At 41.3% G+C, this 25,773-nt stretch carries 27 protein-coding genes and 1 pseudogene; 6 read left to right on the top strand and 22 right to left on the bottom strand.

What is annotated here, in order from left to right; translation table 11 throughout:
• Positions 1 to 54: 54 nt before the first annotated feature.
• Together fabF and JJ692_RS15580 are read right to left on the bottom strand one after the other, a co-directional pair.
• Positions 55 to 1,296 (bottom strand): beta-ketoacyl-ACP synthase II, encoded by a 1,242-nt coding sequence (gene fabF, locus JJ692_RS15575; protein WP_024425051.1) that lies wholly within the window; start codon positions 1,294 to 1,296, stop codon positions 55 to 57.
• A 21-nt stretch (positions 1,297 to 1,317) separates the two neighbouring features.
• Positions 1,318 to 2,256, bottom strand: coding sequence for a beta-ketoacyl-ACP synthase III (locus tag JJ692_RS15580; RefSeq protein ID WP_024425052.1), 939 nt, complete (start codon positions 2,254 to 2,256; stop codon positions 1,318 to 1,320).
• A gap of 171 nt (positions 2,257 to 2,427) precedes the next feature.
• Between JJ692_RS15580 and JJ692_RS15585 the strand changes: the two genes are divergently transcribed.
• Positions 2,428 to 2,661, top strand: a complete 234-nt coding sequence (locus tag JJ692_RS15585) for a hypothetical protein (protein WP_024425053.1) — start codon at positions 2,428 to 2,430, stop codon at positions 2,659 to 2,661.
• Positions 2,662 to 2,670: 9 nt separating this feature from the next.
• On the opposite strand, the gene JJ692_RS15590 is transcribed toward JJ692_RS15585, so the two are convergent.
• From JJ692_RS15590 to JJ692_RS15605, 4 genes are all read right to left on the bottom strand, one after another.
• Positions 2,671 to 2,868, bottom strand: coding sequence for a ComZ family protein (locus JJ692_RS15590; RefSeq protein ID WP_024425054.1), 198 nt, complete (start codon positions 2,866 to 2,868; stop codon positions 2,671 to 2,673).
• 12 nt (positions 2,869 to 2,880) lie between these two features.
• The gene (locus JJ692_RS15595; RefSeq protein ID WP_024425055.1) at positions 2,881 to 3,843 is read right to left on the bottom strand and encodes a BMP family ABC transporter substrate-binding protein; all 963 of its coding nucleotides are present in this window, start codon (positions 3,841 to 3,843) and stop codon (positions 2,881 to 2,883) included.
• Between the two features lie 91 nt (positions 3,844 to 3,934).
• Complete coding sequence (locus JJ692_RS15600; protein ID WP_073204697.1) at positions 3,935 to 4,510, bottom strand: nad binding enzyme; 576 nt, start codon at positions 4,508 to 4,510, stop codon at positions 3,935 to 3,937.
• A gap of 73 nt (positions 4,511 to 4,583) precedes the next feature.
• Positions 4,584 to 5,324: a hypothetical protein gene (locus JJ692_RS15605; protein ID WP_024425057.1), complete on the bottom strand. Its 741-nt coding sequence runs from the start codon at positions 5,322 to 5,324 to the stop codon at positions 4,584 to 4,586.
• 212 nt (positions 5,325 to 5,536) lie between these two features.
• Here JJ692_RS15605 and JJ692_RS15610 point away from each other — a divergent pair, with 212 nt between their 5' ends.
• Positions 5,537 to 5,731 carry a YjzD family protein gene (locus JJ692_RS15610; RefSeq protein WP_003211779.1) on the top strand — a complete coding sequence of 65 codons (195 nt, stop codon included), beginning with the start codon at positions 5,537 to 5,539 and terminating at the stop codon, positions 5,729 to 5,731.
• A gap of 111 nt (positions 5,732 to 5,842) precedes the next feature.
• On the opposite strand, the gene JJ692_RS15615 is transcribed toward JJ692_RS15610, so the two are convergent.
• From JJ692_RS15615 to JJ692_RS15665, 12 genes and pseudogenes are all read right to left on the bottom strand, one after another.
• Positions 5,843 to 7,108, bottom strand: coding sequence for an MFS transporter (locus tag JJ692_RS15615; protein WP_034282089.1), 1,266 nt, complete (start codon positions 7,106 to 7,108; stop codon positions 5,843 to 5,845).
• A gap of 163 nt (positions 7,109 to 7,271) precedes the next feature.
• Positions 7,272 to 7,451 (bottom strand): YjzC family protein, encoded by a 180-nt coding sequence (locus JJ692_RS15620; RefSeq protein WP_008348517.1) that lies wholly within the window; start codon positions 7,449 to 7,451, stop codon positions 7,272 to 7,274.
• A 102-nt stretch (positions 7,452 to 7,553) separates the two neighbouring features.
• Complete coding sequence (gene argF / locus JJ692_RS15625; protein WP_073204694.1) at positions 7,554 to 8,504, bottom strand: ornithine carbamoyltransferase; 951 nt, start codon at positions 8,502 to 8,504, stop codon at positions 7,554 to 7,556.
• Positions 8,501 to 11,581 carry a carbamoyl-phosphate synthase (glutamine-hydrolyzing) large subunit gene (locus JJ692_RS15630; protein ID WP_073204691.1) on the bottom strand — a complete coding sequence of 1,027 codons (3,081 nt, stop codon included), beginning with the start codon at positions 11,579 to 11,581 and terminating at the stop codon, positions 8,501 to 8,503. Before JJ692_RS15630 ends, argF begins: the two co-directional genes overlap by 4 nt.
• Complete coding sequence (locus JJ692_RS15635) at positions 11,574 to 12,635, bottom strand: carbamoyl phosphate synthase small subunit (RefSeq protein WP_133743993.1); 1,062 nt, start codon at positions 12,633 to 12,635, stop codon at positions 11,574 to 11,576. Before JJ692_RS15635 ends, JJ692_RS15630 begins: the two co-directional genes overlap by 8 nt.
• Positions 12,636 to 12,705: 70 nt before the next feature.
• On the bottom strand, positions 12,706 to 13,857 hold the full coding sequence (locus JJ692_RS15640) for an acetylornithine transaminase (RefSeq protein ID WP_206533930.1): 1,152 nt from the start codon (positions 13,855 to 13,857) through the stop codon (positions 12,706 to 12,708).
• Positions 13,854 to 14,630, bottom strand: coding sequence for an acetylglutamate kinase (gene argB, locus JJ692_RS15645; protein WP_025093396.1), 777 nt, complete (start codon positions 14,628 to 14,630; stop codon positions 13,854 to 13,856). Before argB ends, JJ692_RS15640 begins: the two co-directional genes overlap by 4 nt.
• A 14-nt stretch (positions 14,631 to 14,644) precedes the next feature.
• The gene (argJ, locus tag JJ692_RS15650) at positions 14,645 to 15,865 is read right to left on the bottom strand and encodes a bifunctional ornithine acetyltransferase/N-acetylglutamate synthase (RefSeq protein WP_206533931.1); all 1,221 of its coding nucleotides are present in this window, start codon (positions 15,863 to 15,865) and stop codon (positions 14,645 to 14,647) included.
• 22 nt (positions 15,866 to 15,887) lie between these two features.
• On the bottom strand, positions 15,888 to 16,925 hold the full coding sequence (gene argC, locus JJ692_RS15655) for an N-acetyl-gamma-glutamyl-phosphate reductase (RefSeq protein ID WP_024425065.1): 1,038 nt from the start codon (positions 16,923 to 16,925) through the stop codon (positions 15,888 to 15,890).
• A gap of 137 nt (positions 16,926 to 17,062) precedes the next feature.
• Positions 17,063 to 17,185, bottom strand: a pseudogene (locus tag JJ692_RS19010) (MFS transporter); the annotation flags it as partial.
• 1,040 nt (positions 17,186 to 18,225) lie between these two features.
• Entirely contained in the window at positions 18,226 to 18,534 is a 309-nt protein-coding gene (locus JJ692_RS15660; protein WP_024425066.1) for a metal-sulfur cluster assembly factor, read from the bottom strand.
• A 46-nt stretch (positions 18,535 to 18,580) separates the two neighbouring features.
• Complete coding sequence (locus tag JJ692_RS15665; RefSeq protein WP_044334210.1) at positions 18,581 to 19,366, bottom strand: alpha/beta fold hydrolase; 786 nt, start codon at positions 19,364 to 19,366, stop codon at positions 18,581 to 18,583.
• Positions 19,367 to 19,504: 138 nt separating this feature from the next.
• On the opposite strand from JJ692_RS15665, the gene JJ692_RS15670 reads away from it, so the two are divergent.
• The 3 genes from JJ692_RS15670 to JJ692_RS15680 all read left to right on the top strand — a co-directional run bounded on the left by JJ692_RS15670 (position 19,505) and on the right by JJ692_RS15680 (position 20,743).
• Positions 19,505 to 20,317: a Cof-type HAD-IIB family hydrolase gene (locus JJ692_RS15670; protein ID WP_024425068.1), complete on the top strand. Its 813-nt coding sequence runs from the start codon at positions 19,505 to 19,507 to the stop codon at positions 20,315 to 20,317.
• An 88-nt stretch (positions 20,318 to 20,405) separates the two neighbouring features.
• Positions 20,406 to 20,555: a hypothetical protein gene (locus tag JJ692_RS15675; protein WP_024425069.1), complete on the top strand. Its 150-nt coding sequence runs from the start codon at positions 20,406 to 20,408 to the stop codon at positions 20,553 to 20,555.
• On the top strand, positions 20,552 to 20,743 hold the full coding sequence (locus JJ692_RS15680; protein WP_206533932.1) for a DUF3813 domain-containing protein: 192 nt from the start codon (positions 20,552 to 20,554) through the stop codon (positions 20,741 to 20,743). The genes JJ692_RS15675 and JJ692_RS15680 overlap by 4 nt, the downstream gene beginning before the upstream one ends.
• A gap of 49 nt (positions 20,744 to 20,792) precedes the next feature.
• Here the strand turns inward: JJ692_RS15680 and JJ692_RS15685 are convergent, their stop codons facing one another.
• Positions 20,793 to 21,248, bottom strand: a complete 456-nt coding sequence (locus JJ692_RS15685; RefSeq protein ID WP_034621785.1) for a BsuPI-related putative proteinase inhibitor — start codon at positions 21,246 to 21,248, stop codon at positions 20,793 to 20,795.
• Between the two features lie 14 nt (positions 21,249 to 21,262).
• The gene (locus tag JJ692_RS15690; RefSeq protein ID WP_024425072.1) at positions 21,263 to 22,105 is read right to left on the bottom strand and encodes a YitT family protein; all 843 of its coding nucleotides are present in this window, start codon (positions 22,103 to 22,105) and stop codon (positions 21,263 to 21,265) included.
• Between the two features lie 139 nt (positions 22,106 to 22,244).
• On the opposite strand from JJ692_RS15690, the gene JJ692_RS15695 reads away from it, so the two are divergent.
• Positions 22,245 to 23,096, top strand: coding sequence for a DegV family protein (locus tag JJ692_RS15695; RefSeq protein WP_206533933.1), 852 nt, complete (start codon positions 22,245 to 22,247; stop codon positions 23,094 to 23,096).
• 47 nt (positions 23,097 to 23,143) lie between these two features.
• Here the strand turns inward: JJ692_RS15695 and JJ692_RS15700 are convergent, their stop codons facing one another.
• Together JJ692_RS15700 and JJ692_RS15705 are read right to left on the bottom strand one after the other, a co-directional pair.
• A complete protein-coding gene (locus JJ692_RS15700) occupies positions 23,144 to 24,793 on the bottom strand; it encodes a methyl-accepting chemotaxis protein (RefSeq protein WP_044334204.1) in 1,650 nt (549 codons plus the stop codon).
• Positions 24,790 to 25,767: a BMP family lipoprotein gene (locus tag JJ692_RS15705; RefSeq protein ID WP_044334216.1), complete on the bottom strand. Its 978-nt coding sequence runs from the start codon at positions 25,765 to 25,767 to the stop codon at positions 24,790 to 24,792. Before JJ692_RS15705 ends, JJ692_RS15700 begins: the two co-directional genes overlap by 4 nt.
• Positions 25,768 to 25,773: the final 6 nt, after the last annotated feature.

Raw genomic sequence — 25,773 nt, forward strand, 5'->3', positions numbered from 1 at the left:
TCATATGCAAAAAAGCGGCGATCTGTTTATCGACCGCCGCTTTCTCAGAAAGTATTATGCTTCGTATTTTTTAAAAATAATTGTCGCATTATGCCCGCCAAAACCAAGTGAGTTACTTAAAGCCACTTGTACTTCTTTTGAACGTGCTTCATTTGCTACATAATCAAGATCACATTCTTCATCCGGTGTTTCAAGATTAATGGTTGGAGGAAGGACGCTGTCTTTAATCGCAAGAACAGAGAAAATCGCTTCTACCCCGCCTGCTGCGCCAAGTAAGTGACCTGTCATTGATTTTGTCGAACTGATCGCAAGCTTGTTCGCATGCTCTCCGAACACTTCTTTAATCGCCATTGTTTCAAATTTATCATTGTAAGGTGTGCTTGTACCGTGGGCATTGATATAGTCAATGTCTTCCACAGATAAACCTGCATCTCGAATCGCTTCTTTCATTGCACGGACGCCGCCTTCTCCATTCGGAGCTGGTGCTGTTATATGGTAGGCATCTCCAGTTGAACCATAACCAACGATTTCTGCATAAATGGTCGCACCACGTTTTAAGGCATGCTCAAGTTCTTCAAGAACAATAATCCCTGCACCCTCACCCATGACAAATCCGTCACGGTTTTTGTCGAATGGACGGCTTGCTGTCTTTGGATCAGGATTTGTCGAAAGGGCTTTGTTCGCACAGAAACCTGCAAACGACATTTTTGTTAATGGCGCTTCTGTTCCGCCTGTGATCATCGCATCTGCATCGCCGCGCTGAATCACTTTAAATGCATCACCAATTGAGTTTGTTCCTGTTGCACATGCTGTCACTGTACAAGAGTTAACCCCTTTTGCGCCAAGTGCAATAGAGATTTGGCCTGTCGCCATATCAGGAATCATCATTGGGACGAAGAATGGACTGACGCGTCTTGCCCCTTTATTTGAATACACTTCGAACTGCTCTTCAAATGTTTCAAGTCCGCCAATACCAGACCCAACCCATACACCAACACGCGGTGCGATTTCATCTGTGATTTCAAGACGTGAATCTTCCAGCGCTTTTTGAGCAGCAACGACTGCATATTGCGTGAAGCGTGCCATTTTTCGCGCTTCTTTTTTCTCCATGTAATCTTCAATGTTAAAATCTTTTAGTTCTGCTGCTACTTTTGCGGTATATTCACTTGAATCGACACGTGTAATCGGTCCAACCCCTGATACACCCGCTAAAGCATTTTTCCATGTTGACTCTACATCGTTGCCAAGTGGTGTCAAAGCACCTAATCCTGTAACAACTACTCGTTTTTTATCCATTAATTTGTGCACCCCACTCTTTTATCGGCCCCACCGCATAGCGATTGCGCCCCAAGTTAATCCGCCACCAAAACCAACCATTACAATCACATCGCCGTCATGAATTTTTCCGGCTTCGATTTCTTCACATAGTGAAATTGGAATGGATGCTGCTGATGTGTTTCCATATTTATGGACAGTCTTCGACATTTTTTCAACTGGAAGCTCTAAGCGTTCGCGTGCTGCTTCCATAATGCGAATATTTGCTTGATGCGGGATCAAGAAATCAACGTCTTCTTTTGATAGTCCAGCTTTTTCAATGACATTTACACTTGACTCGCCCATTTGTCTTACAGCAAATTTAAATACTTCTCGTCCATTCATGATTGTATGATCTTTTTCATCTAAGTACAAGTGCTTCCCGCCGCTTCCATCTGCTCCAAGTTCAAATGATAGAATTCCTTTACCTTCGCTGACTTCTCCCAGCACAGCAGCTCCAGCTCCATCTCCAAACAAAACAGCTGTATTGCGGTCATCCCAGTCGGTAATGCGAGAAAGCTTTTCAACACCGACGACAAGCACGTGTTTGTAAGTTCCTGATTCGATAAATTGTTTTCCAGTAACAAGCCCATACATAAAGCCAGCACACGCAGCGCTAATATCCATTGCACATGCTTTATGTGCACCGAGCTGCTCTTGAATCATACAAGCAACTGTCGGAAATGCTTGATCTGGCGTGACTGTCGCCACAAGAATCATATCGATATCTTCTGCAGCCACATCTGCGTCAGCTAATGCTTTTTTTGCAGCAGCAAGCGCCATATGAGATGTATTGACATCATCAGATGCAATTCTTCTTTCTTCTATACCTGTTCTAGTACGAATCCACTCGTCAGAAGTTTCAACCATTTTTTCTAAATCATGATTTGTTAATACTTTTTCAGGTATATAGCGGCCAAGGCCAATAATTCCAGCATTCATTGAATAAGACTCCTTTTACTCATACGAGCATGTGATATTGTGATCTTATATTAGTATCTGGTACTAATTTTACCTTATTTTTTTCTTCTTGGCAATACAAACGTCTAACCTTTCCTCTCACTTTTTTCATAGATTAATGATATATACCAATAGTAGAAAGGAACATGTGATATGGCGCAAAAAGATATTTTCTCAGCAATGATGTTTGGACAGCCGCTTGAAAAGGAGAAAAGCAAGACAGAGGCAAAGGAGGAACGTGCGGAGACATCTTCAAGTGATGACTCAATTGACTACATGCATGTCATGAATCAAATTGGGAACATTATGAACTCCATCGATGAGCTGAAGCCTGTGTTTAAAGATGTTGGTCCTATGATTAGTGCCTTCAAGAAAAAATTATCATAAAAAAAGCCACTATTCTGTGGCTTTTTCTGATTCTGCATCTGCTTTTCCAAGCTCGTATGCTTCTTGCATGACAGATGTAAATAATGTTAGAAGCGGCTGAAGTGCTTCAGGCTCAAGCTGAATCCCTGCTTTATCTAACTCTTCCTTCGCCTGCGGAAAATACTTCATGGCAATTTGTAAAAATTCCATCGATTTTTCGTGCTGCATGTCGTCGTCTCCTCACTTTTCATTTGGCAGTTTACCTGTTTTTTTGTATGACGCAATATCACTTTCAATGTCTTTCACAAAAGCGTCGTCAATGGTGGAACTAAATTTCCCCATCTCGACCACTCCTTCTTTAAAATCAAAGGAGTACTCATCTTGTTCATTTAGCTTGCCTTCATTAAACTTCTTTGCAATGATACTGTACGCTTTATCAACATGCTGTACAGTGCTCGTTAAAACTGTATGGCTGCCGAGGTTGGATTGATCGGTGACGTACCCGATCGCTGATAAATTATCGGCTTTGATTTGTTCAATGACAGGGATATTATACCCATCACCTGCTGGATACACAACATCAACGCCCTGCTTTTTTAATTTTTGATAAAGCTCCACCGCTTTGTCAGCATCATCCCAGTTTTCGACAAACTCTGCTAATACTTGTACATGTTCATCTTGATATTTTGCTCCTTTGATAAAGCCGTCTACTTCACTTTGCCAATCATATGTAGCAAGAATACCAATCTTTTTTGTTTTTGACATATGTGCAGCTGTCATGCCTCCGAAAAAGCCCATCGCTTCACCTTTAAACGTCACGTTTGTGACATTGCCCGCCTGAGGCTTGTTTCCATTGACCGTAATAAATTGTATGTTTGGATAATCTTCACTGATCAAGTTAAAAATTTCACTGTATTCATTGCCATGGCCAATAATCAAATTGACTCCTTTTTTATGGAATTCTTCAATGGCATCAACGATTTTCTCCTTGTCGACCATTCCTTCCTTATAATAAACATCTACACCAAATGTTGATTGGATACTTAATAAGCCTTTATAACCTTTCGTTCCCCAAACTTGATCATTGATCGTATCGGGGACGAGTAAACCCACCTTCTCAATTTTTCCTTTTAAAGGCGCCTGCGAGCAGGCAGATAATAGAAGAAGGAACGAAAAGATCATGACAAGCCGCTGGTACTTCATGCCATGTTCAACTCCCTTTTACAACATGCAGTGATGAACCTGTATGTTAAATATAGGTTTATTTTATACTGAAAAAAGATAAGATGGAAGATCATTCTTGCTTTTTGTCGAAAAATGTTGAGTTTTGTCTTTTCCATTCTGCAATCATGTCTTCTGCTTGTTTGTCATCTGTTTGGCTTTCTACCTTCAATTCATACGTCATGTCCTGTCTTTGACCTGTGTCCGATGCCCATTGTAACAATTCCTTTGCCACATCTTCTACAAAAAGTGAATCTGCACGCTTTGTTTCATCTTCATTGAGTGTCCATGGTCCGAACATGCGAGGAAGAATAACTGCCGCCACATTCTGTTTCGCTGATTCGTTTTCAGGCTTTTCATAAAGAATCTGGTACATGCCATGCTCTGCTTTGATGTCTTTCTGCCTGTTATGCGGTTCCTCTGATTGAATAAAAATGAGATCATACGTGTCTTTGCTATCCTGAAGGTCAATGACACGAACGAGATCATTTCTGCCCAGCCACATCATCCGCTCTTCTAACAGTGCCTTTTGTTCTTCTTTAAGATCATGAGGACGCGTGATATCCACTTGAATGCCCTCTTTCATCATATATTCACAAAGTGTCAGGCCAAAAAACTCATCTGCCCCTATGATCAGTCCTGTTTCCATGTTCATGTCCCCTTTTTTAATATCGAATAAAAAGAAGAGCCCTTTCTATGAAGGGCTGTTATCATCCTATTCATCACAATTCTCTTTCATGCGATTTATAAAACTTGTGAATGGATTGAAAGATTCTTCTCGGATGATCAAACATATGCAGCGTGAGATCGACCTGACAATGTTCTGGATTTTTCATATGCTGATCAATAAAAGGCTTTGCGTGAAGTTCATATGCATAAGGTGCGCCGTTTAGCCTTTGCCATATATGAATCGGCACATGAGCAGAATGAACAGGACAAGAAGGCAGTGGATACGTTTCAGCTTCCTTTTCAGAACAGCCATAGCTCTCTGCTAACTCTTTGAGCAGCTGCTTATAAAAGAATTTGTGTTCCTTTTCTCTTTCTCGTTGTGCATCCAGATTCAGACATGGATTCACCATCGCAATGGACCTTAGTACTTCAGGCATCTCCTCAGCAAGGCTCATGGCAACAAGTGCACCCATTCCCTCTGCGAGCACATGAATTTCCCGGTTTAATATTTCTTGTTTTAGTGTGTGATGAACGAGCTGCTTGGCACTAAAAACAGCATCTTCGCATCCCCAGTGATTCCCATGAAGATGACTATTAAACAATGTATATCCTTCATCCTTTAAGGCAGTTAAAAGCTGGTTTCTTCCATAATGCTGAAGCCAGAATGATGTATTTTCCTGCACAAAGTGATTTCGGTCACCGAGGATTAGAATGCCAAAGCCATTTGGTTTTTGAGGAAGGTGAATGATGTTCCACTGGGAACCAAGCTGGAAAAAACGTTCGCTTACACCCATATGGCCAGCCTCCTTTCAGTGATTCTGCTTTCTATGATATGAACAACAACTCTTGTAGGAATAAGGAAATCCCCTAAAGACAGGAGAATTCTTTTTATTTTTATAGCAGAAGGTCTCAAAATGGTCACATAAAGGCGGAAAACAGTCTTTTCCCTTCACTTGCATCTATGGTATGATAATCAATAGATTGTTACATAAAGGACGGTGGGATTATGCATTATATTATCACCCTCATTTGGACTTTTCTGCTAACACATATGGCTGGTTACATCGTTGCCTCTATGAATGGAGCTGCTTATGATTTTACGCTCACTTCCATTCTTGCAGTTGTGTTTACGGTTATTTTATTCATCTTTGCTGAAGTAAGTCCAATGAAAGAAACGGAAAGTTCAACAAAACATTCTTAATATGACTTGTGAAAAAGAGCTAAATTGATGTTTAGCTCTTTTTTCTTTTTTTCAGAGTGATTGCGGCACGCTAAAACCCCCTGCCTTCAACATACAGGGGGGTTTTATTGTTTAGACCTCGACGGTTTCGGACTTCTGTTTGTCCTCTGTCAAATGGCTTTTCGCAAGCCCTGTAAACAGGAAGATCGCGATACCTGATAAAATTTCAAGGATTCCTCCACCAGCAATGACAGGTCCCGCTCCAAATCTTTCTGCCAGGACGCCTGATACGACAGCTGCAAGCGGGAGGAAGACATTTGATGAGGCATTGATCACAGCATATACTTGCGGCTGATCCTCTTGGTCAACAGATGTTTGTATAATGACCATTTCCGGCACATTGATCGCACTGACAGCAGCTCCGAAAATAAAGGAAGCAAGCAGAACAACCGGCAGCCATGTACTCATCCCTGTCATAAAGAATGCAGCCCCTTCAATCATGCCAGCGACAATAAAGAACAAACCAAATCTCTTAATTTTCACCTTTGCCAGAGCAAAGCCCATCATAAACGCGCCAACTGCGGCAACACCTCTTAAAATGGAATACACCATGGAGTCGCTTTGCAGCGCTTCTGCTACGTATACCGCTGACAGTGCCTGCCACGGAGCTGCTGCGACATTCATTAAGATACAATACAGCGTGAGCGCAAATAAAATGTGATGGTTTTTGACAACGAGAAAACCTCTTTTTAAGTTATACAAATATGTATTCTTCGCTTGTTTAATGCCCGCTGCTTTTTCTTCATCGGTTTTCTTTAGTTTGACCCCGATAATAAACAGACCAGAAATCACAAATAAAGCAGTGGTGATCAGCAGAGTATCTGCAGGTCCAATTAATTTAACCAAAAGACCTGCCACCATGACTGCTGCAAGTGCAACAATCTCAAAAGAAGATTGCAGGATTGCATTTGCTTTTTGAATGAGATGCTTTGGAACAATCTGCGGTAAGATCGCCACCGAAGCTGGATTATAAGCTGCACCTGTTGCCGATTGAATAACCATTAATGAAATCAATAACCATAGAGGCAATAGATGCGAAAAGTGCAGAAGTGGAATAATGAGTACAATTGTTGCTCGAACAACATCTGAAGCGAACATCCATTTAGACAAATGGTGCTTTTTCATAAGAGGTCCTAATATTGGGGCTAACAAAGATGAAGGGAGAACAGTTACTGCTAGAAGAAGTCCTGTACCGAGCGCTCCATCCCCTCTTAAAATCAATAGCCAAAGGACGGATGTAAAAGCAAAACTTTCCCCTGTGTTTTTAATGAGTCTTGATATGAATAATGAGGTGAAGCGTTTATTCCAAACACTTTCACTGAGATTCATCTTTTCCATCACACAAATCCTTTCAACAATATATTACATATTTTACCTTAAGTTCTCTTTTTTTCATACTATTTATTTGAAAATTTGAACTTAATTGTTTTTTATTATAAAGAAAAAAGAGGCATGACACATGCCTCTAAAGTCTTATTCCTGCTGACTCTTAGTCAATTGCTTACGGCTTTCTTTGGTAGGTCCAAACGCGATTATGGTTCGAGTTATCAGGAAAGACATCGCCTGCTTTAAGCTTAATCTTTAAAGGATCTTTCACCATACTTCCAGTTTCGCCGATCTCGATATACACACCATTATTCGGTGCTTTATTCCCTGATTTAAACTGATGCTGCTGACCCATTTTCATCCTCCTTTCTCGATTGATGTTATTATGTCCCGTCCCTTGCCTCTCCAATCCTTTATGCAAAAAGTCCCTGCTCATACGAGTCAGGGACACTTGGATTTATTTGGATGGTTGATACATAAGTTCTTTCATTAACGCTTTTTGCACATGCAGGCGGTTTTCTGCCTGTTGAAATACTTTTGAGTGCGGCCCGTCAATAATATCTGCCGTCACTTCTTCCCCGCGATGTGCCGGGAGACAATGAAGGAAAATATAGTCCTTTGCTGCATGACTCATCAGTTCGTCATTGACTTGATATTCTTTAAATTCAGCAAGACGTTTCTCTGTTTCTGCTTCCTGCCCCATGCTTGTAAACACATCTGAATAAATAACATCTGCATCTTTTACAGCTGCAACAGGATCTGTTGTCACAGTCACTTCTGCGCCTGATTGTTTTGCAAACTCACGGGCAGTGTCTGTTACTTCTTGAAGTGGTTCATAGCCTTTTGGTGATGCAACCGCAATGTCACAGCCTAGCTGCGCACAGCCGACCATCAAGGAGTGCGCCACGTTATTTCCGTCACCGATATAGGCCACTTTGATTCCTTTTAAAGTACCTTTTGTTTCTTTAATGGTTAATAAATCAGCAAGCGCCTGACATGGATGTGAGTAGTCAGTTAATCCATTAATGACTGGAATTGACGCGTATTGTGCAAGCTCTTCAACCTTCTCATGTTCAAAGGTTCGAATCATAATACCGTCGACATAACCAGACAGCACCTGCGCTGTATCACTGATGGTTTCTCCTCTGCCAATTTGCAAATCATTTGAGCTGAGGAAGAGCGCATGTCCTCCTAGCTGCGTCATCCCCGCTTCAAACGAGACACGGGTTCTAGTTGAAGATTTTTCAAAGATCATCGCTAACGTTTTTCCTTTGAATAAATCTTGATATGGGTTTTGTTTCATTTCTTCCGCTTTTTCAATTAAATAAGCAATCTCATGGATTGAGAAATCTTTTAATGATAAAAAGTCTTTTCCGTATAATGCCGGTTGCACGTCGACTTGACTCATGCCGTCACTTCCTTTTTATATAATTCATGGAGCGATACTGGTGATACATCTCCATTTTTTCCTTGCAGGAATGCTTGAACTGTTTCATATTCGGTTAGGACTTGAACGCCGTGTGTGAGTGCTTTTACACGCTGCTCTTTTGCCTCTTCATCTTCTCCTAAATGAATATGAAGGGATTTGTCTTCATTCTGCAGCCAAGATTCAAAGCTGCCAGTCCAGACGTCAAAGCCTGCATGCTTCGCTTCATCTATCAATTGCTCGCAGCCTTGTATAAAAAGGCTTCCTTTTTGCTTCCAGATCGGCGCAAACACTTTTTTCAAGGCGCTTTCGGCGTTCTTGCCTACACACATTCCTTCTCCTGTCGCTTTCATTTCAGGTGTCAGCTTGAGGTCGATATCTTGAATGGCATGTGATGAGAACACTGGGAATTTGACCGCTGTCCCCCCTTTGTTTTTCGTTGCAGGGTTTAGTTCTTCAAGCGATGCACCAGCTAATAATTGAGTGGCCATTGGGATCATATCAATGCCCATTACCTTACTGACGACTGGTACAGTCCGGCTTGCCCGCGGATTCACTTCTAATACAAGCGCCTGATCCCCTTTGATGACAAATTGGATATTCATAATGCCCTTGAACGCTAATTTCTTCGCTATTTGTTCAGACGCGGTATGCACCTGCTGTTTGATGTCTTCACTGATTGAGATACTTGGTAAAATGGCAAAGCTGTCACCTGAGTGCACGCCCGCTTTCTCAATATGTTCTACGATGGTTGGAATGAACGCCTTTTTTCCGTCAGAAATAAGATCGACTTCAATTTCTTTTCCAGTGACGTACTCATCAATTAAGATTGGGTATGGCAAATGATCTGGCTGATCAAGCAGTGACGCCAAATGTGCTTCTGACTGAACAACGATCATTCCCATTCCGCCAATGACATACGATGGGCGAATTAATACAGGGTAACCGATGCTTTTCGCATGTACGAGTGCTTCTTCTTTTGAATGAGCCGTATCTCCTTTTGCGTGAGGAAGATTCAGTTCATCAAGAAGCTGATAGAATAAATCACGGTCTTCAAGTGCATCCAGCGTATCAAAGGACGTACCTAACAACGTGACACCGGCTTTTTCCAAGCCTTCTGCGACGTTAATCGCAGTCTGTCCACCAAATTGGACAATGACAAAATCAATCTGTTCTGCTTCCACAACGTTTAGGATGTGCTCTAATGTAATCGGCTCAAAATATAAACGATCGGCAATCTCATAATCAGTACTGACTGTTTCTGGATTGTTGTTCATCATGATGGTTTCAAATCCAAGCTTTTGCAAGGTCAGAACGCCATGAACGGCACTGTAATCAAACTCGACCCCCTGCCCGATTCGAATCGGACCAGAACCAATGATGAGTGCACGCTGCTTTGTTTTTTCTTGATGTTCACCATCGCTTTTGCCGAAGTAGGTGGAATAGAAGTAATTCGTTTTTGCATCAAATTCCGCCGCACATGTGTCGACAATTTTAAATGAAGCAGCAATGCCGTATTCTTGACGAAGCTGCCTGATTGACTCTTCCGTGTGACCCGTAAGAAGAGCAATCGTTTCATCAAGGAAACCCTTTTCCTTTACCTTTTTCAAGGTATCTTTTGATAGCGTCCCCTTATGATCTTTCAATTCTTGTTCAAGAGTAATCATATTCTGGAACACATGTAAGAAGAATCGATCGATTTTCGTCGTTTGATGAATCGTTTCAACCGTTTCTTGTCTTGAAAGAAGCTCCATAACAGCGAAAAACCGGCGATCGTCTGGTGTTTTGATGAGTTCAAATAATTGTTCTGTCGATTGCTCTTTCAGTTCTGGCAGGTGGAAGCCCTTCGTTTTAATTTCAAGTGATGCAACGGCTTTTTGAATGGCTGACTCTAAATTCCGATCAATCGCCATGACTTCGCCAGTGGCCTTCATTTTTGTGCCTAATTGACGGTCTGCCTGTTTAAATTTATCAAACGGCCAGCGCGGGAATTTCACGACAACATAATCGAGTGCCGGCTCAAAACTAGCATAGGTTGTGCCTGTGAGCGGGTTTTTCAATTCGTCTAGCGTATACCCCACCGCAAGCTTAGCTGCCATTTTCGCAATCGGATAGCCTGTTGCTTTTGATGCAAGAGCGGAAGAACGGCTGACCCGAGGATTCACCTCAATGACAAAGTATTCTTTACTGAGTGGATCAAGGGCAAATTGGATGTTGCAGCCGCCGACTACATCCAGCGCTGAAATGATTTTCAGGCTTGCAGAACGGAGCATTTGGTAATCCTGATCTGTTAATGTTTGGGAAGGTGCAACGACAATCGAGTCTCCTGTATGCACACCAACTGGATCGATATTTTCCATGTTGCATACCGTGATACACGTATTTTGACGGTCTCTCATGACCTCATATTCGACTTCTTTAAAGCCAGCTATGCTTTTCTCAACTAAACACTGGTGAATTGGACTCGCTAAAAGAGCTCCTTCAATGAGCGGCTTAAACGCCTCTTCTGTTAGAGCGATTCCGCCGCCTTTACCGCCAAGTGTGTATGCTGGTCTTAGGATAACTGGGAAGCCGACTTCTTTTGCAAATTGAAGAGCATCTTCCGCATTATCCACAATTTCACTATCTGGCACAGGTTCGTTCAAATGCTTCATGAGAGCACGGAATTTCTCTCGATCTTCACCGTTTTCAATGGTTTCAACTGACGTTCCGAGCAGGGTCACCCCATGCTTTTTCAGCACACCGGCTTTTTCCAGCTCGACAGCAAGGTTTAAAGCCGTCTGTCCGCCAAGGTTGGCTAAAAGACCATCTGGTTTTTCCTTTTCAATGATTCTTGTCACTGAATCAACTGAAAGCGGTTCAAAATAGATTTCATCAGCAAATGACTCGTCTGTCATAATGGTTGCTGGGTTATTATTCACTAAGATGACTTTGTAGCCTTCTTCTTTTAAGGCCATACATCCTTGTGTTCCTGAGTAATCAAATTCTGCTGCCTGACCAATGATGATTGGACCAGACCCGATGACTAGAATGGTTTGTATGCTTTGATCTTTAGGCATGTGCGACTTCTCTCCTTGCTTGTTTCACTTTCTCAATAAAATCATCGAATACCCATTCACTTTCAGCAGGCCCTGGGTGTGCTTCTGGATGAAATTGAACTGACATAATCAGCTTTTCTTTATGAATGAATCCTTCTACAGATCCATCATTGACATGAAGGAATTTCACGTCCACTTCTTTGTCATCCATGCTTTTTTCATTCACAACATAGCTGTGGTTCTGACTTGTCATAAAGACACGTTTGGATTCTGTATCCTGGACAGGATGATTCGCTCCCCTGTGGCCAAATGGCAGCTTATACGTATCTCCGCCAAGTGCAAGAGCGATTAATTGGTGACCTAGACAGATCCCAAGTGTCGGAAATGTCATCATGATGTCATGAATTGTTTTTAAATACGGTGTCATGGTTTTCGGGTCTCCAGGTCCGTTTGACAAGAGGATCGCATCCGGCTTGATCTCAAATACCTTTTCCATTTGTTTATATGGAATGACGGTTACTTTACAGCCGCGCGCTGCAAGCGAATCTGCAATTGATTTTTTAAAGCCAAAATCAATGAGCGCCACATGCTCCTCACCGCTGCCTTGTGTGTAGATCTCGCTATCTGTCACCTGTGCGACGACATTGTCTTGTTTCATTGCAGGCGGTGTTTCGTTTTCGTCTACACTGAGCACAGCGTTCATCGTTCCATTTGCCCGGATGTTTTGCACGACTGCGCGCGTATCTGTATGTGTCAGAAGCGGGATATTCCACTTTTGTAAATAATCTTTTAAGCTGACCGCTGCAAGATGATGTGAAAAATGCTCTGCTGCCTCGTACACAACCACCGCTTTTACTTGAGGCTTCTTGCTCTCAAAGTCTTCATGGTTAATGCCGTAATTTCCGATCAGCGGATATGTGAAAACAATGATCTGACCTTTATAGGAAGGATCTGTGAGCACCTCTTGATAACCTGTCATACCTGTAAAAAAGACCACTTCACCTGTGATGCCAGCTTCTCCTGTCAGATCTCCTTCAAAAGAGGCTCCATCTTCTAAATTTAAATAACCTTTCATGCTTATGTCACCCCAAAATTGAATAATTAATGATACAAATGTATTTTTATACGTTCGTTTGTAAAAAAATTTACACCGAAACTGTTTTATTGGCTAATACTTGAACAATTGCTTCGATCGCCTGATCCAGCTCTGCTTTCTTCACATTCAGCGGAGGTAATAAACGAATGACATTCGGACCAGCTGGAAGCACAAGCAAACCTTGTTCTCTAAGAGCTGTGATATAGCCGGCGACTGGCTGATCACATTCAATACCTGCCATCAATCCTTTTCCCCGCACTTCTTTTACAATATTCAGCTGTTTGACTTTTTGCAGCTTTTCTAACAGGTAATCACCCTTTTCTTTCACTTCTGAAAGAAACTCTTCTTTGAAAATGACATCGAGTGTCGCATTCACAGCGGCCATGGCGAGCATATTCCCACCAAATGTTGTACCATGTGAACCTGGAGAGAATGCATCCCCTAGAGCTTTTTTCCCTATGACTGCACCAACTGGAAAGCCGTTTCCTAACCCTTTTGCTGCTGAGATAATATCAGGGTCAAGACACGTCTCTTCGTACGCAAATGCTGTTCCTGTACGACCGATGCCCGTTTGAATTTCATCTACAATCAGCAGTGCTTCATGCTTTTTGCAAAATGCTTGAACGGCTTCAAGGAATTCTGGTGTCGCTGGATTCACTCCACCTTCACCTTGCACAACCTCCAGCATCACCGCTGCCACATCATCGACTGCACAGGCTGACATAGCGTCTGGATCATTAAACGGTACGTAGTGAAAGCCTTCTAGCATAGGGCCAAAGCCAGTTTTGATTTTATCTTGACCTGTGGCAGCCATACCAGCATACGTGCGCCCATGGAAAGAGTGCAAAAATGTGACGATATTTGTTTTCCCTGTCGCTTTACGTGCTAATTTAATGGCACCTTCATTTGCCTCTGCCCCGCTATTACAGAAAAACACGAGATCCCCTGAACTGTTTGCTGCCAGCTTTTCTGCTGCTTTTTCTTGCAGTCCATTTTCAAATAGATTCGATACATGCCAGACGTGGTCAAGCTGTTCCTTAATGGCCTCATTGACCTTTGGGTGATTGTGGCCTAAATTTGTAACCGCAATGCCTTGTATAAAGTCTAAATATTTTTTTCCATTTGTATCGATTGCCCAAGAACCTGATGCCTCTTTAATTTCAACATTCCACCGTCCATAGTTTTGAAAAAGATGACTCACAGGACCGCCTCCTTTTGTTTCACGATTCTTGTTCCTTTAAAGGTTTCTCCTGTAAAGATACTGCCTTTGCCATTTACGATCATCACTTCATCTACATCACCTGATAAAGCACTCAAAGCGGATTGTACTTTTGGAATCATTCCCCCGGAAATAATGCCTTCATCAATGAGTGAAAGGGCTTCTTGTTCTGTGACGACATCTAATAGTTCACCATTTTTTAAAATGCCTTCAACATCTGTGACAAACATGAGCTTATCAGCTTTCATCGCTCCGGCGACAGCTGATGCAGCTAAATCAGCATTCACATTTAAGGTTTGGCATTCTTCCGTCATAGACAGCGGCGCTATCACAGGAATGAATTGTTTCTCCATGAGTGCTTCTGCCATTTCTGGATGAACTTCTTTGATTTCGCCAACGTACCCGTAAACGTCTTGATCAAGGAAATCGGCGACAAGCATCTGCCCATCTTTACCGGATACGCCGACAGATGATATATCATGCTTTGCGAGCTCTGACACAAAGTATTTATTGACTGTTCCTGAGAGAACCATTTCGGCTACCTCTAACACAGGCTTCGTTGTTTTACGCTGACCGTCAACAAATTCTGTTTTCACTTCTAATTTTTGCAGCATGTCGGTGATTTCAGGTCCTCCGCCATGCACGATAGCCAGCTTAAATCCAGCAGCTTGAAGTGAGCGGACATTTTCATAAAATGTATCTGAAAGTTCTCGAATGACACTGCCTCCACACTTGAACACGATCGTTTTATTCATGTCTATCTCCTTCTTTATGTGCGATAGCTCGCGTTAATTTTCACATAATCATAGGTAAGATCACAGCCCCATGCTGCAGCTTCACCATTCCCCTCACTCAGTTGAATGAAAATCGTAATCTCATCCTGCTCTAGATATGCTTTTGCTTCCTCTTCTGAGAATCGCTGCGGTTCATTGTGTTTGAATAAACATTGTCCGCCTAAATAGACTTCTACCTCTTCCGGTGTGACGGAAGCTGCGCTATGACCAATGGCTCCGACAATTCGTCCCCAGTTGGCATCCGTACCATATACGGCAGTTTTAACAAGACTTGAACCAACGATTTTTTTTGCAATGATGCCGGCTTCCAAGTTATTTTTAGCACCAGCGACTTTTGCTTCAATTAATTTGGTTGCGCCTTCCCCATCTCTTGCAATCTCTTTGGCTAAATCCTCGCAAGCTAGTTTTAATCCTTCTTTAAACAATGGCCACTCTGGATGCTCTTCATTGAGTGCATCGTTTTGTGCCATTCCATTTGCCATCACAAGCACCATATCGTTTGTCGATGTTTCTCCATCGACGGTAATTTGATTAAAGGTCACATCCGTAATGTCACGAAGCGCTTGCTGTAAGGCTTCCTGTTCGACATTTGCATCTGTTGTGACAAAGCCAAGCATTGTCGCCATGTTCGGATGAATCATGCCAGAGCCTTTTGCTGCGCCTGAAATGATGATCTCTTTTCCGTCTATCGTAAGGGTGTATGCTGTATTTTTAATGACAGTATCTGTCGTTAAGATCGCTTCTTCAAAATGGCCTTTTTCGGCTTTTGCTTCTTTTAACTCGACGATGCCCTTTTTGATTTTATCCATCTCAAGACATTCCCCAATGACACCTGTAGAAGAAACAGCAATATAATCAGGTGCTACACCTAACATATCTGCACAGGCTGCCTGCATGTCGTATGCGTCTTTTAATCCCTGCTCACCAGTACATGCATTGGCGATGGCACTATTGACAATGACACCTTTTAATTGTCCTGTCTTTTTTAAGCTTTGTTGTGTGACTTTGAGAGGCGCAGCTTGAAAGTGACTTTGTGTGTAGACCGCTGCACTTACTGCTGGTACTTCGCTGACGATGAGGCCAAGGTCTTTTTTTGAATAGCGCAAGCCAATGTGAATCCCCTTTGCTTCAAAGCCTTTTGGTGATGATACGTCACCGTCTATTTTGACAATGCTTTTTTCATTCAATTCGATCATGTTTGTTGTCTCCCCTGTTCTCTTATGGATAAAGAGGTGTCATTGTGAGGCCCGCCTCTTCATGTAAGCCTTTGATGATGTTGAAGTTTTGAACCGCTTGACCGGCCGCACCTTTCATGAGATTGTCTATGACCGACACGATTGTCAGTCTCCCTGTTCGCTCATCTAAATGAAAGCCAATATCACAGAAGTTACTGCCGTATACTTCTTTCGTTTGTGGATAAACGCCGTGATCTCTCACTCTGACAAAATAGGAATCTTCATAAAAGTCTTTCATTCGCTTCATCAATTCTTCTTTTGTGACATCTGTTTTTAATTGTGTATACATCGTCGCCATAATCCCTCTTGTCATCGGGACAAGGTGCGTAGAAAATGTGACGTTCGCCGTCTGTGGATTCCATTCTCTTAATATTTGCTCTATTTCTGGCGTATGCTGATGCTCATTCACCTTATAAATTTTAAAGTTATCGTTTAGTTCTGAAAAATGCGTGCCAAGTGAGGCAGATCGTCCGGCACCGGACACCCCTGTTTTTGCATCTATTATAATCATGGATTCATCGATGACATTCTGTTTGATGAGCGGTGCTAAACCGAGAAGAACTGCGGTAGGAAAGCAGCCCGGGTTGGCAATCACTTCAGCCTGTTGAATTTTGTCACGATTCAGTTCGGATAAACCGTACACCGCTTGTTGAACAGATGCTCCATCCGCTGCCCTTCGTTTATACCATGCTTCATAGGTTGCTCCATCTTGAATGCGCAAATCACCTGATAAATCAATGATCGGCACTCCTTGATTCATAAGCTTTGGCGTCAGTTCACTTGATACGCCTGCTGGTGTCGCTAAAAACACAGCATCTGTCTCTCGCACAATGGCAGCCGGGTCAATGGCTTTTAATGTTTGGTCAGTAATCGTTGTCAGATGCGGATAAGATTGACTGTATGATTGCCCATCACCACTTGATGAATACAATATACATTCCTCCACATGCGGGTGATGCTTGAAGATACGAACCAATTCCGCACCACCGTACCCTGTAGCACCTATAATACCTATTTTCAACGTCAATACACCCTCTTGATCTTTGTGAAATTATTTAACATTATAACATGTATAAAAATTAATTCAATTGTATATTTAATATTTGTTTTCATTTTTTTTCAACAAAAAAACCGCATATCTTCATGAGACATGCGGATTTATCTTTCGTTTTTGATATAGAGGACCATGAGTGCACTGCATAAATATAATATGGAGCTTGCATAAAAAATGAAGTAAACGGTAGAGAAATCAGCAAACAGGCCGCCAAGCATATAAAATGCCATAATTGCTGTATTGTTCTTATGAATTTTTGTTTAAAGATTGTTTTTCTGCACTCGATTCTAATTCATTTATTTCGCTGACATAATAATCATAGAAATCATTTGTTTTTTTGTATTAGAACAAATTAAAACTGGCAATTTACTTGATCTCCCTTTTAAAATTCTAGTATCCACTACAATTACTTTGTCATCCATTCGATAAATAGATCTTGAAGGAAAAAAAAATTATGAAAATATAAATGCAACTCACTTTGAGTTGCTTTTTTTCTTTGTTTACTTTTTATTCCATAGATAGTTTTCCATAAATCCGTAACCTTGTGAATTGTTTGTTTTAATTCATCCGGTGAAATATCATATTGAGCGGCTAAAGCTGGTAAAAATTTAGATTCTGGAGATAACAAAAAAACTCTAATTTTACAATTAGAATTTATTAACTTATTCACAAAGTGATCATGATTCGTTTTTGTCCATGTTTCGCCATAAGTATGAAAAATATCAATTGAATTTTTGCATTTTTTATGTAATAGCCATAATCAATTTGTGTTACATCTAGAAATGTTTCATTGATTCCCGTGTTTTGAATATTTTCTTTTAATTTTAATTTATCAAAAATCATTTCTACTAATTTGTCCTTCATAAAGTATTCATTAAATCCAGTAAATACACCCGATATAAGTAATGCAGCTCCCACATTACTTGCTATAGCTTTCCATATAGTATGTGAAGGCAATAACTCGAAATTAAAAAAGAACAATGCTGACAATAATAGTTAATAGTATTACAATTAAATTAGATACACTATATCCACTTTTTAGCCTAATCATATGATCACCCCACTTATTAACTTAAAAACCAAATTTTCCATATATTTCATTATAATTCAATCGACAAAATAAAACCATATAATACATTAAGAAAACTTCTAATAAAATTCAATAATTTGTACAAAAGTAGTACCTACATCAGTTCACATATCTTTAAAAGATTAATTTTTCATAAAAAAACCTGGCATGAGTTCAACTCATACCAGGCATTTTTGCTTATTGAATACCGAGCGCAATTTTTGCGTATCTTGACATTTTGTCTCGTGTCCAAGGCGGATTCCATACGATGTGAACTTCTGTTTCTTTCACTTCTGGAAGATCACTTAATGCTTTTTTGACTTCATCCACGATAATTGGTGCAAGAGGACAACCCATTGATGTTAAGGTCATAGTGATATCCGCTTTACCATTCTCATCAAGATCGACATCATAGACAAGTCCAAGGTTGACGATGTCGACATTTAGCTCAGGGTCGATCACCTGTTCTAGGGCGCCTAAAATATTTTCTTTCAATGCTTCATCCATGATATCCACTCCTTTTTCCATTAGTATAACGTACTTTTTCTTTTGACTAAACGTTTGTGCTTTTCAGATGTGTCACAAACCAGTCAATCGTTTCAAACATCGCTTGTCTTGAGACCTTATGGCCAGCTTGTCCATCAGTGATAAAACGAATCAGATGCGGATCGTGCTTATATTGTGTGGCCGCTAACTCATCGTATAGGGATTTTGCGTGCCGGTAAGGGACGACAGGATCGTTTTCTGCATGCCAGAATAACAGTGGTCTTTTGTTTAATCGATCCGTTTGCAGCGTTAAATCATATGGGCGCAGGGCATCTAATTGCAGATGAACCTCTTCGTCTGTAATGTCTTTCATCAACCCTTTGTGACGCATGTCCATGATTTGTGCTTTTAGAAACGTCGTATAGTTTGGACTTCCCATCAAGCTGACAGCGGCTTTGATCCAATCATGCTTGGCAAGTGCACCAAAGGTGGTGATGCCGCCCATGGATGTACCCGCAACGCCTATCAGATCAGCTTCAATCAATTGTTTTTCTTGAAAGTATGTTTTAAGTATATCGATTTCACGAATTTCGTTCAGGACAATTTCCCAGAACTTTGATGCCAGTTCCTCTAAGCTGAGGTTTTCTGACCTTACACCATGATAAGCACAGTCAGGCAAAATGACTCTCATGCCTTTTTCCGCCAAATGGAAGGCGAAGTGTAAATTATGCTCGCGTGCACTTGTAAATCCATGAATAAAAAATACAAGCGGCAGCGGTTTGTCTTTATTTTCAGCTTTTACGATATGTAAAAATGGAATATCGCGCGTAATTTGCTCATCAATGGTGATCACAGCCTATGAATCCTCCTTTATCATTCCCGTCTTTGTTTATTTTAACATGTAGACAACAAAGATGTGATAAAGATACACTATAGATAGAGGCGCTAACATGAAATTGCCTCCTATCACTTACAGATCAAAGGAGATTTTATGGAGACTAAACCTTATCTAATCGCACTTGACCTGGATGGCACATTATTAAAAGATGATAAAACCATTTCTGCGCACACACTTGACGTCATTCAAAAAGTGAGAGACAGCGGTCATCACGTCTGTATATCAACAGGCCGGCCATTTCGATCCAGCTCTCCTTATTATCAGCAATTACAGCTTGATTCACCCATTGTGAATTTTAACGGAGCGTTTGTCCATCATCCTCTTGATGAAAAATGGGGCAGATTTCATACGTCACTTGATCTTCAAGTGGTCAAACAGCTTGTAGACATTAGTGAAGAGTATAAAGTGCACAATGTGTTAGCTGAAGTGTTAGACGATTTGTATTTCCATTATCATGATGAAAAACTCATTGATATCTTTAATATGAATGCAAACAAAGTTACTGTTGGAGACCTTAGGGACAACCTTGGAGAGAATGTGACGAGCGTGTTAATCCATGCAAAAGAAGAGGACGTTGGAGCTATTCGAAGCTATTTATCAGATGTCCATGCAGAAGTGATTGATCACAGGCGCTGGGCTGCCCCGTGGCACGTGATTGAAATCATTAAAACAGGCATGAACAAAGCCGTTGGACTGCAAAAGATCAGTGATTATTACGGTGTTCCTAAGGAGCGGATTGTGGCATTCGGAGATGAAGACAATGATTTAGAAATGCTTGAATTTGCTGGTTGCGGTGTAGCAATGGGCAACGGCATTGATGCCGTGAAACGTGTCTCAAATGAAGTCACTGATACAAATGAACAAGACGGGATTGCGAAGTTTCTAACGAATTACTTCTCGCTTTAAATTTTCCATTCATACATAGCAGATGGAAGCGGGCATACTAGCGTTAGACAGGTTGTCCTGTCAGCTTGTGTAAAGGGGCGGATTCCGAATGGGTAAAAGAAGCAAATCGAAACGCTTTATACAACAAGGTAAAGATTCAGTCAGTCTTCATGACGCACGCTTTCCTTATCGTTCGACACTTGAAGAAGCGTCAGACAGAGGGAATATGAAGACTGATGCTTCTGGAGGTTCATTGTGAGAAACGAACTTTTTGATCAAGCCAAATCGTTTACTGAAGAAGCTCTTACTTCTTCATTTTCATCTGGGTTAGAGCGTCAACAGGCAGGCAAGCGAGCGAAAAATGCCGTATCCTCTGCATTTGCCAATTCGACAGATGCAGAAAGAAACCAGCTGCATACCTTCCAAGACTTGCTCGATGATCTCTAACATAAAAAAGCTGGCCACATTAGGTGGACAGCTTTTTTGATTCCCTTGCTTATTTGACTTGGAATGTTTTCTTCTCCGTGATTTGTTTCAGCCCTTCTGCTTTTCCTTTAAACGTTACGACTGCTTCGTATGTTCCGGGCTTTACACCGTTTGACCATGTATCTTGAAAATCATAGGCCTCGCCTTTTTTTAGCACAAAAGTTTGGATGGCCTGTGTGAACATACGGTCTTTCGAATAGCGGTATTGTTCATTCCCGTTTTCGTCATACACACTAAGCTCGAATTTTTGGCTTGTGTTAAAGGTAAATTCAAAATCTCGATCTGATTCATTTTTCAGTGACATGTTAAATTGAACTGAAGAACCTTTCTGGACGGGGTCTACTGTGAGCTCAACCGTTTTTTCTCCCATTTGACCGGATACCTCCTTGTCTGGTTCATCCTTTTTTTGTTGTCCACAAGCGGCTAAAACCAATAGAATGAGAAGAAGCACCAACCCTTTTTTCATCTGCTACCCACCTTTTAATCTCGTCTGAAAAATCCAAGAATATTGGTTGTCTGCACAATATTTGTAAAGGCTTTTGGATCGACTTCTTTAATAATTTGTTCAAGTTCATATAGCTCATACCTTGTAATGACGATCACCATCATTTCCTTTTGTTCGTTGGTGAATGCACCTTTTGCAGGTACAGTCGTAATGCCTCTGACCATTTTTCCATAAATGGCTTCTTTGATTTCATCTGCTTTCTTCGTGACAATCATCGCGGTCAGCTTCTCATGTCTTGTATGGATGGCATCAATGACCCTTGTGGTCACATATAATGTGACAAGGGTATATAATGCTTTCTCCCAACCTTGTAATAATCCTGCTGTAAAAATGATGATTCCATTTAAAATGAAGAAATACGTGCCAACTGGTTTATCCTTCCACTTCGCTAAAACCATAGCAACAATGTCAAGTCCGCCTGTCGAAGCCCCGTATTTGAGCGTGATTCCAATCCCTACTGCGGATATGACACCGCCAAACACAGCATTTAATAAAATATCGTGGGAAACACTCGTTTCTGGTAAAATGCCAAGGAAAATGGTCGTCAGTGCAACACTGATGATGCTGTACAAAGTAAAGGAACGGCCAACTTTCATCCAGCCTAAAATGCCGACTGGAATGTTTAAAATAAATAATAGAATCCCTGTTGATACATAAAATGGCGCATATTGATCGATTAAGCTGGATAACAACTGGGCTACCCCTGTAAAACCGCTCGCATATACGTCAGCTGGGATTAAGAATAAATTCAGTCCAATCGCATTGAGTAATGCACCAATAACGACGACAATGAGTTTTTTTGCTTCTCCAATGAACATGTTGTCATTCCTCCACTTACCATTCTCTCTATGGTTTTCCCTAAAATTTAGAATTTGAACACGAAAAGATGATTTCTATGATATAGTTAGGCTAAAAAGATGTAAAATATGGCTTATTTTTTAGAAAGAAGGGATTTATATGACTGTTCATATCATAGCAGACAGTGCTGCTGATCTGCCTCTTTCTTATTATGATGAACATAACATAACGCTCATTCCGCTCCGCGTATTACTTGGCGAGCAGGAATTTGAGGATTTGATCACCATTGAACCAAAACAAGTATTTGATGCGATGAGACAAGGAGCCAGTCCAAAAACCTCACAGGCTTCACCAAACCGGATCAAGGAAACCTTTGTTTCTGCCGCTCAAACCCATACATCTGCCATCTATGTCGCTTTTTCATCAGAGCTTTCAGGTACATACCAGACAGCTGTGATGATGGCAAACGAAGTGAAGGAAGAATACCCTGATTTTGATTTACGAATCATTGATTCTAAATGCGCTTCACTCGGCTATGGGCTTGCTGTCAAACACGCTCAATCACTTGCCATTGACGGAAATACAATACAAGAAATTGAAACGTCTGTAAAGCATTTTTGTGAATCTTTACAACATATTTTTACTGTAGACGATTTATCGTATTTAGCAAGAGGCGGAAGAATCAGTAAAGCGTCCGCATTTGTTGGCGGTTTGTTAAGCATTAAGCCCATTTTACATGTCGAAGATGGAAAACTCATCCCGCTTGAAAAAATCCGCGGACGTAAAAAGCTGCTGAAGCGCATTATTGAACTAATGAAAGAACGCGGAACGGATTGGTCGAACCAAACGGTTGGTATTAGTCATGGTGATGATCTTGCACTGGCGGAAGACATGAAACAGCTGATCGAAGCCGAATTCCATCCAAAGGAAATTGATATTCAGATCATCGGCGCCGCTGTTGGGTCCCATTCAGGACCTAGCACGCTTGCAATCTTTTTTACAGGCAAATGATCATAAAAAGCACCCTTCCCTGACACAACACGGGAAGGGTGCTTTTCTTATGAAAGTTTAAATCGCTGGACGGTTTCATTTAACCTCGCCGTCATACTCATCAATTCTTCGACCTGTTTGTTCATTTGATGGAACGATTGCAGCTGTTCATTGGCTGAGGCAGAAATTTCTTCGCTTCCAGCTGCTGTTTCTTCTACCACTGCACTAATATTTTCAATCGAGTGCAGCACTTGTCCGCCAAGTTCTGTTGATTGCATAATTTGGTCATTTAAGACCGCCATTTCTTGTTTAATATGCTGCGCTTTTGTTTCTATATCTTCAAAGGAGTGTGAGGTTTTGTCCATCGCATCCTGCTGCTGAAGTGAAAGCTTGACCCCTTCTTGGACAGTTTGACTAATGGATTGAATGCCTCTTTCAATATGACTGACCATGTCAAAGATTTGTCTTGTTGCATTAGACGATTCATCGGCAAGCTTACGAATTTCATCTGCTACAACAGCAAAGCCTTTTCCAGCTTCGCCTGCTCTTGCCGCTTCAATGGCTGCGTTTAGGGAAAGCAGGTTTGTTTGGTCCGCAATATCAGAAACCGTTTTGGCCATGGCCGAGATTCCGCTGGCGTATTGCGTGAATTCTCCTGCTGATTCTTCGATTTGTTTCGTCGCATGTGTATTTTTTTCAATCGCTTTTTTTGTTTCTGTTAACGTGTGCTTTCCGCTTTCTACGGCTTCGATGGCATCCTCTGTACTGCGGATGACCGTTTGTGAGCGTTCGGAATTTTTACGTCCATGCTGGTCCATTTTCTCAATCAAGCTGACGCCGTGCTGGAGATCTTCTGAAATCGCTTGTGATCCATTGGCCATTTCGTCTGTCGAAACAGATACTTGATTCGCAGACTCCATCATCTTTTTGTTTTCATCATTGAGGTGGATCGAGAATGTCTCTACTCTGCTTGAGACATTGCTGATTTCTTTAATCAGACTAATCAGCTGATCTGTCATTTGATTAAAGGATTCATTCAAGCCGCCGATTTCATCCTTGCGCTGAATATCCATCCGTTCCACAGCAAGATTGCCTTCTGCGATCTGCTTTGCTCTGTAGGATAGTGATTTAATGGGTGTCACGATGGATCGCGTTAATCCAATATTCAAAAAGACGGCAATGACAATCAGTGTGAGGGCTGAGACGAGTGCACTTGTGATAATCCATTGGACATTGTCTGCTGCAGCCTCTAGATTTTGTTTATACGCTTCTTCTGCCCTTTTATTCATCGTATGCACATCGTTTAAAACGCCATCAATTCTTGCTGCCACACGTCTTGCATCCGATGCGTTTTTTTCACCAATGGCATTGTTTGCTTCCTTGGTCCACGTGTCATATTTTGAATTTAACCTTGTTAATGCCTCTTTGTTCATATTTCCTGCATGTTTGTTTAACGTTTGCAGCTGTTTTTTTGCTGTAGAAATATCGTTTTGAACGATCTCTAGCTGTTCATCTGAGAGTGTCATCGAATAATTGGTCATGGCTTGCTCGACACTTTCAAAGCTTGCCTTCGTTTTTTGTACATTTAATAGGGTTTGGACATCTGTCTCATTTGATGATTGGATTTTTGTCATGCTGACAATGATAAAGGCGATAACACCAACTGCTAAAAGAAGTGAGGTAAGTGAGTTGAGTAAAATTTTGACGCGTAAGCTCATGATGCGTCCTCCTCTTCTTTTAGAAGCGTCTGTTTCAGACCATTTAATTTTTTGGTCAGTGTCTCAGCATTTTTCAGGATCCGGATTTTTGCCATATCGATTCCATCATTGCTTAAGTCATAGACAACATGCCCGCTTTTCATTTGATTGTTCTTAACGAGCTGTTCGCTGAATTGATAGACCACTTCATCGACTTTTTTCACCATAGACGAAATGACCGCTTTTTCAGCAGTATAGTACTGATCGCTGTCTACACCAATAGCATATTTACCCTGTGACTGCGCTTCTTTTAATACACCGACACCTGAGTAGCCGGCTGCGGCATATAGAACGTCTGCTTTCTTTTTGATCATGTCTTTGGCTATTTTACTCCCCTTGCCTGCATCACTAAACGTACCGGCATAGGTGGATAAGATCTTAATTTTCGGATTGACTGATTTAGCGCCTTTTTGAAATCCTTTTTCAAAACGATGGATGACATCTGCGTCAACACCGCCAACAAATCCAATGACATCGCTTTTCGTTGTCATTGCAGCAAGTGCTCCCGCTAAATAGCTGCCTTGCTCTTCTTTAAACGTCACAGAGGTCACATTTTTCAGCTCAGATACGGCATCAATAAGCAGGAACTGCTTCTTCGGATATTTCTTCGCGACTTTTTCTAGGTCTTCTTGCATACTGAAGCCTACACCGATGATGAGGTCATTGCCTTCTTTTACGAGCTCTGTCAGCCCTTTTTCATATGTATCAGTTTCTGCAATTTCTCTATAATCAAATTCAATGCCAAGCTCATCACGTGCTTTTTCTAATCCTTTAAATGATGAATCGTTAAATGATTGATCACCAAGACCATCATCTGTGAGCATAACGCCAATATGCTTCGCAGTTGATTTTGGCGCCCCTTCCTGTTGATTACCGCATGCGGCGAGCACCATAAGCATGGCTGCCATCAGAAGTAATGATATTTTCACTTTCATCCAAAA

Origin of the sequence: Bacillus sp. 3a, from assembly GCF_017161885.1 — a bacterium.
In the GTDB taxonomy this organism is placed as follows: Bacteria; Bacillota; Bacilli; order Bacillales; family Bacillaceae; genus Bacillus; species Bacillus safensis.

Bases quoted from the DNA above. Each gene is read 5' to 3' on its own strand.
- fabF (WP_024425051.1), bottom strand. From the start codon at position 1,296: ATGGATAAAAAACGAGTAGTTGTTACAGGATTAGGTGCTTTGACACCA.
- JJ692_RS15580 (WP_024425052.1), bottom strand. From the start codon at position 2,256: ATGAATGCTGGAATTATTGGCCTTGGCCGCTATATACCTGAAAAAGTA.
- JJ692_RS15585 (WP_024425053.1), top strand. From the start codon at position 2,428: ATGGCGCAAAAAGATATTTTCTCAGCAATGATGTTTGGACAGCCGCTT.
- JJ692_RS15590 (WP_024425054.1), bottom strand. From the start codon at position 2,868: ATGCAGCACGAAAAATCGATGGAATTTTTACAAATTGCCATGAAGTAT.
- JJ692_RS15595 (WP_024425055.1), bottom strand. From the start codon at position 3,843: ATGAAGTACCAGCGGCTTGTCATGATCTTTTCGTTCCTTCTTCTATTA.
- JJ692_RS15600 (WP_073204697.1), bottom strand. From the start codon at position 4,510: ATGGAAACAGGACTGATCATAGGGGCAGATGAGTTTTTTGGCCTGACA.
- JJ692_RS15605 (WP_024425057.1), bottom strand. From the start codon at position 5,324: ATGGGTGTAAGCGAACGTTTTTTCCAGCTTGGTTCCCAGTGGAACATC.
- JJ692_RS15610 (WP_003211779.1), top strand. From the start codon at position 5,537: ATGCATTATATTATCACCCTCATTTGGACTTTTCTGCTAACACATATG.
- JJ692_RS15615 (WP_034282089.1), bottom strand. From the start codon at position 7,108: ATGGAAAAGATGAATCTCAGTGAAAGTGTTTGGAATAAACGCTTCACC.
- JJ692_RS15620 (WP_008348517.1), bottom strand. From the start codon at position 7,451: ATGGGTCAGCAGCATCAGTTTAAATCAGGGAATAAAGCACCGAATAAT.
- argF (WP_073204694.1), bottom strand. From the start codon at position 8,504: ATGAGTCAAGTCGACGTGCAACCGGCATTATACGGAAAAGACTTTTTA.
- JJ692_RS15630 (WP_073204691.1), bottom strand. From the start codon at position 11,581: ATGCCTAAAGATCAAAGCATACAAACCATTCTAGTCATCGGGTCTGGT.
- JJ692_RS15635 (WP_133743993.1), bottom strand. From the start codon at position 12,635: ATGAAAGGTTATTTAAATTTAGAAGATGGAGCCTCTTTTGAAGGAGAT.
- argB (WP_025093396.1), bottom strand. From the start codon at position 14,630: ATGAATAAAACGATCGTGTTCAAGTGTGGAGGCAGTGTCATTCGAGAA.
- argJ (WP_206533931.1), bottom strand. From the start codon at position 15,865: ATGATCGAATTGAATGAAAAAAGCATTGTCAAAATAGACGGTGACGTA.
- JJ692_RS15660 (WP_024425066.1), bottom strand. From the start codon at position 18,534: ATGGATGAAGCATTGAAAGAAAATATTTTAGGCGCCCTAGAACAGGTG.
- JJ692_RS15670 (WP_024425068.1), top strand. From the start codon at position 19,505: ATGGAGACTAAACCTTATCTAATCGCACTTGACCTGGATGGCACATTA.
- JJ692_RS15675 (WP_024425069.1), top strand. From the start codon at position 20,406: ATGGGTAAAAGAAGCAAATCGAAACGCTTTATACAACAAGGTAAAGAT.
- JJ692_RS15685 (WP_034621785.1), bottom strand. From the start codon at position 21,248: ATGAAAAAAGGGTTGGTGCTTCTTCTCATTCTATTGGTTTTAGCCGCT.
- JJ692_RS15690 (WP_024425072.1), bottom strand. From the start codon at position 22,105: ATGTTCATTGGAGAAGCAAAAAAACTCATTGTCGTCGTTATTGGTGCA.
- JJ692_RS15695 (WP_206533933.1), top strand. From the start codon at position 22,245: ATGACTGTTCATATCATAGCAGACAGTGCTGCTGATCTGCCTCTTTCT.
- JJ692_RS15700 (WP_044334204.1), bottom strand. From the start codon at position 24,793: ATGAGCTTACGCGTCAAAATTTTACTCAACTCACTTACCTCACTTCTT.
- JJ692_RS15705 (WP_044334216.1), bottom strand. From the start codon at position 25,767: ATGAAAGTGAAAATATCATTACTTCTGATGGCAGCCATGCTTATGGTG.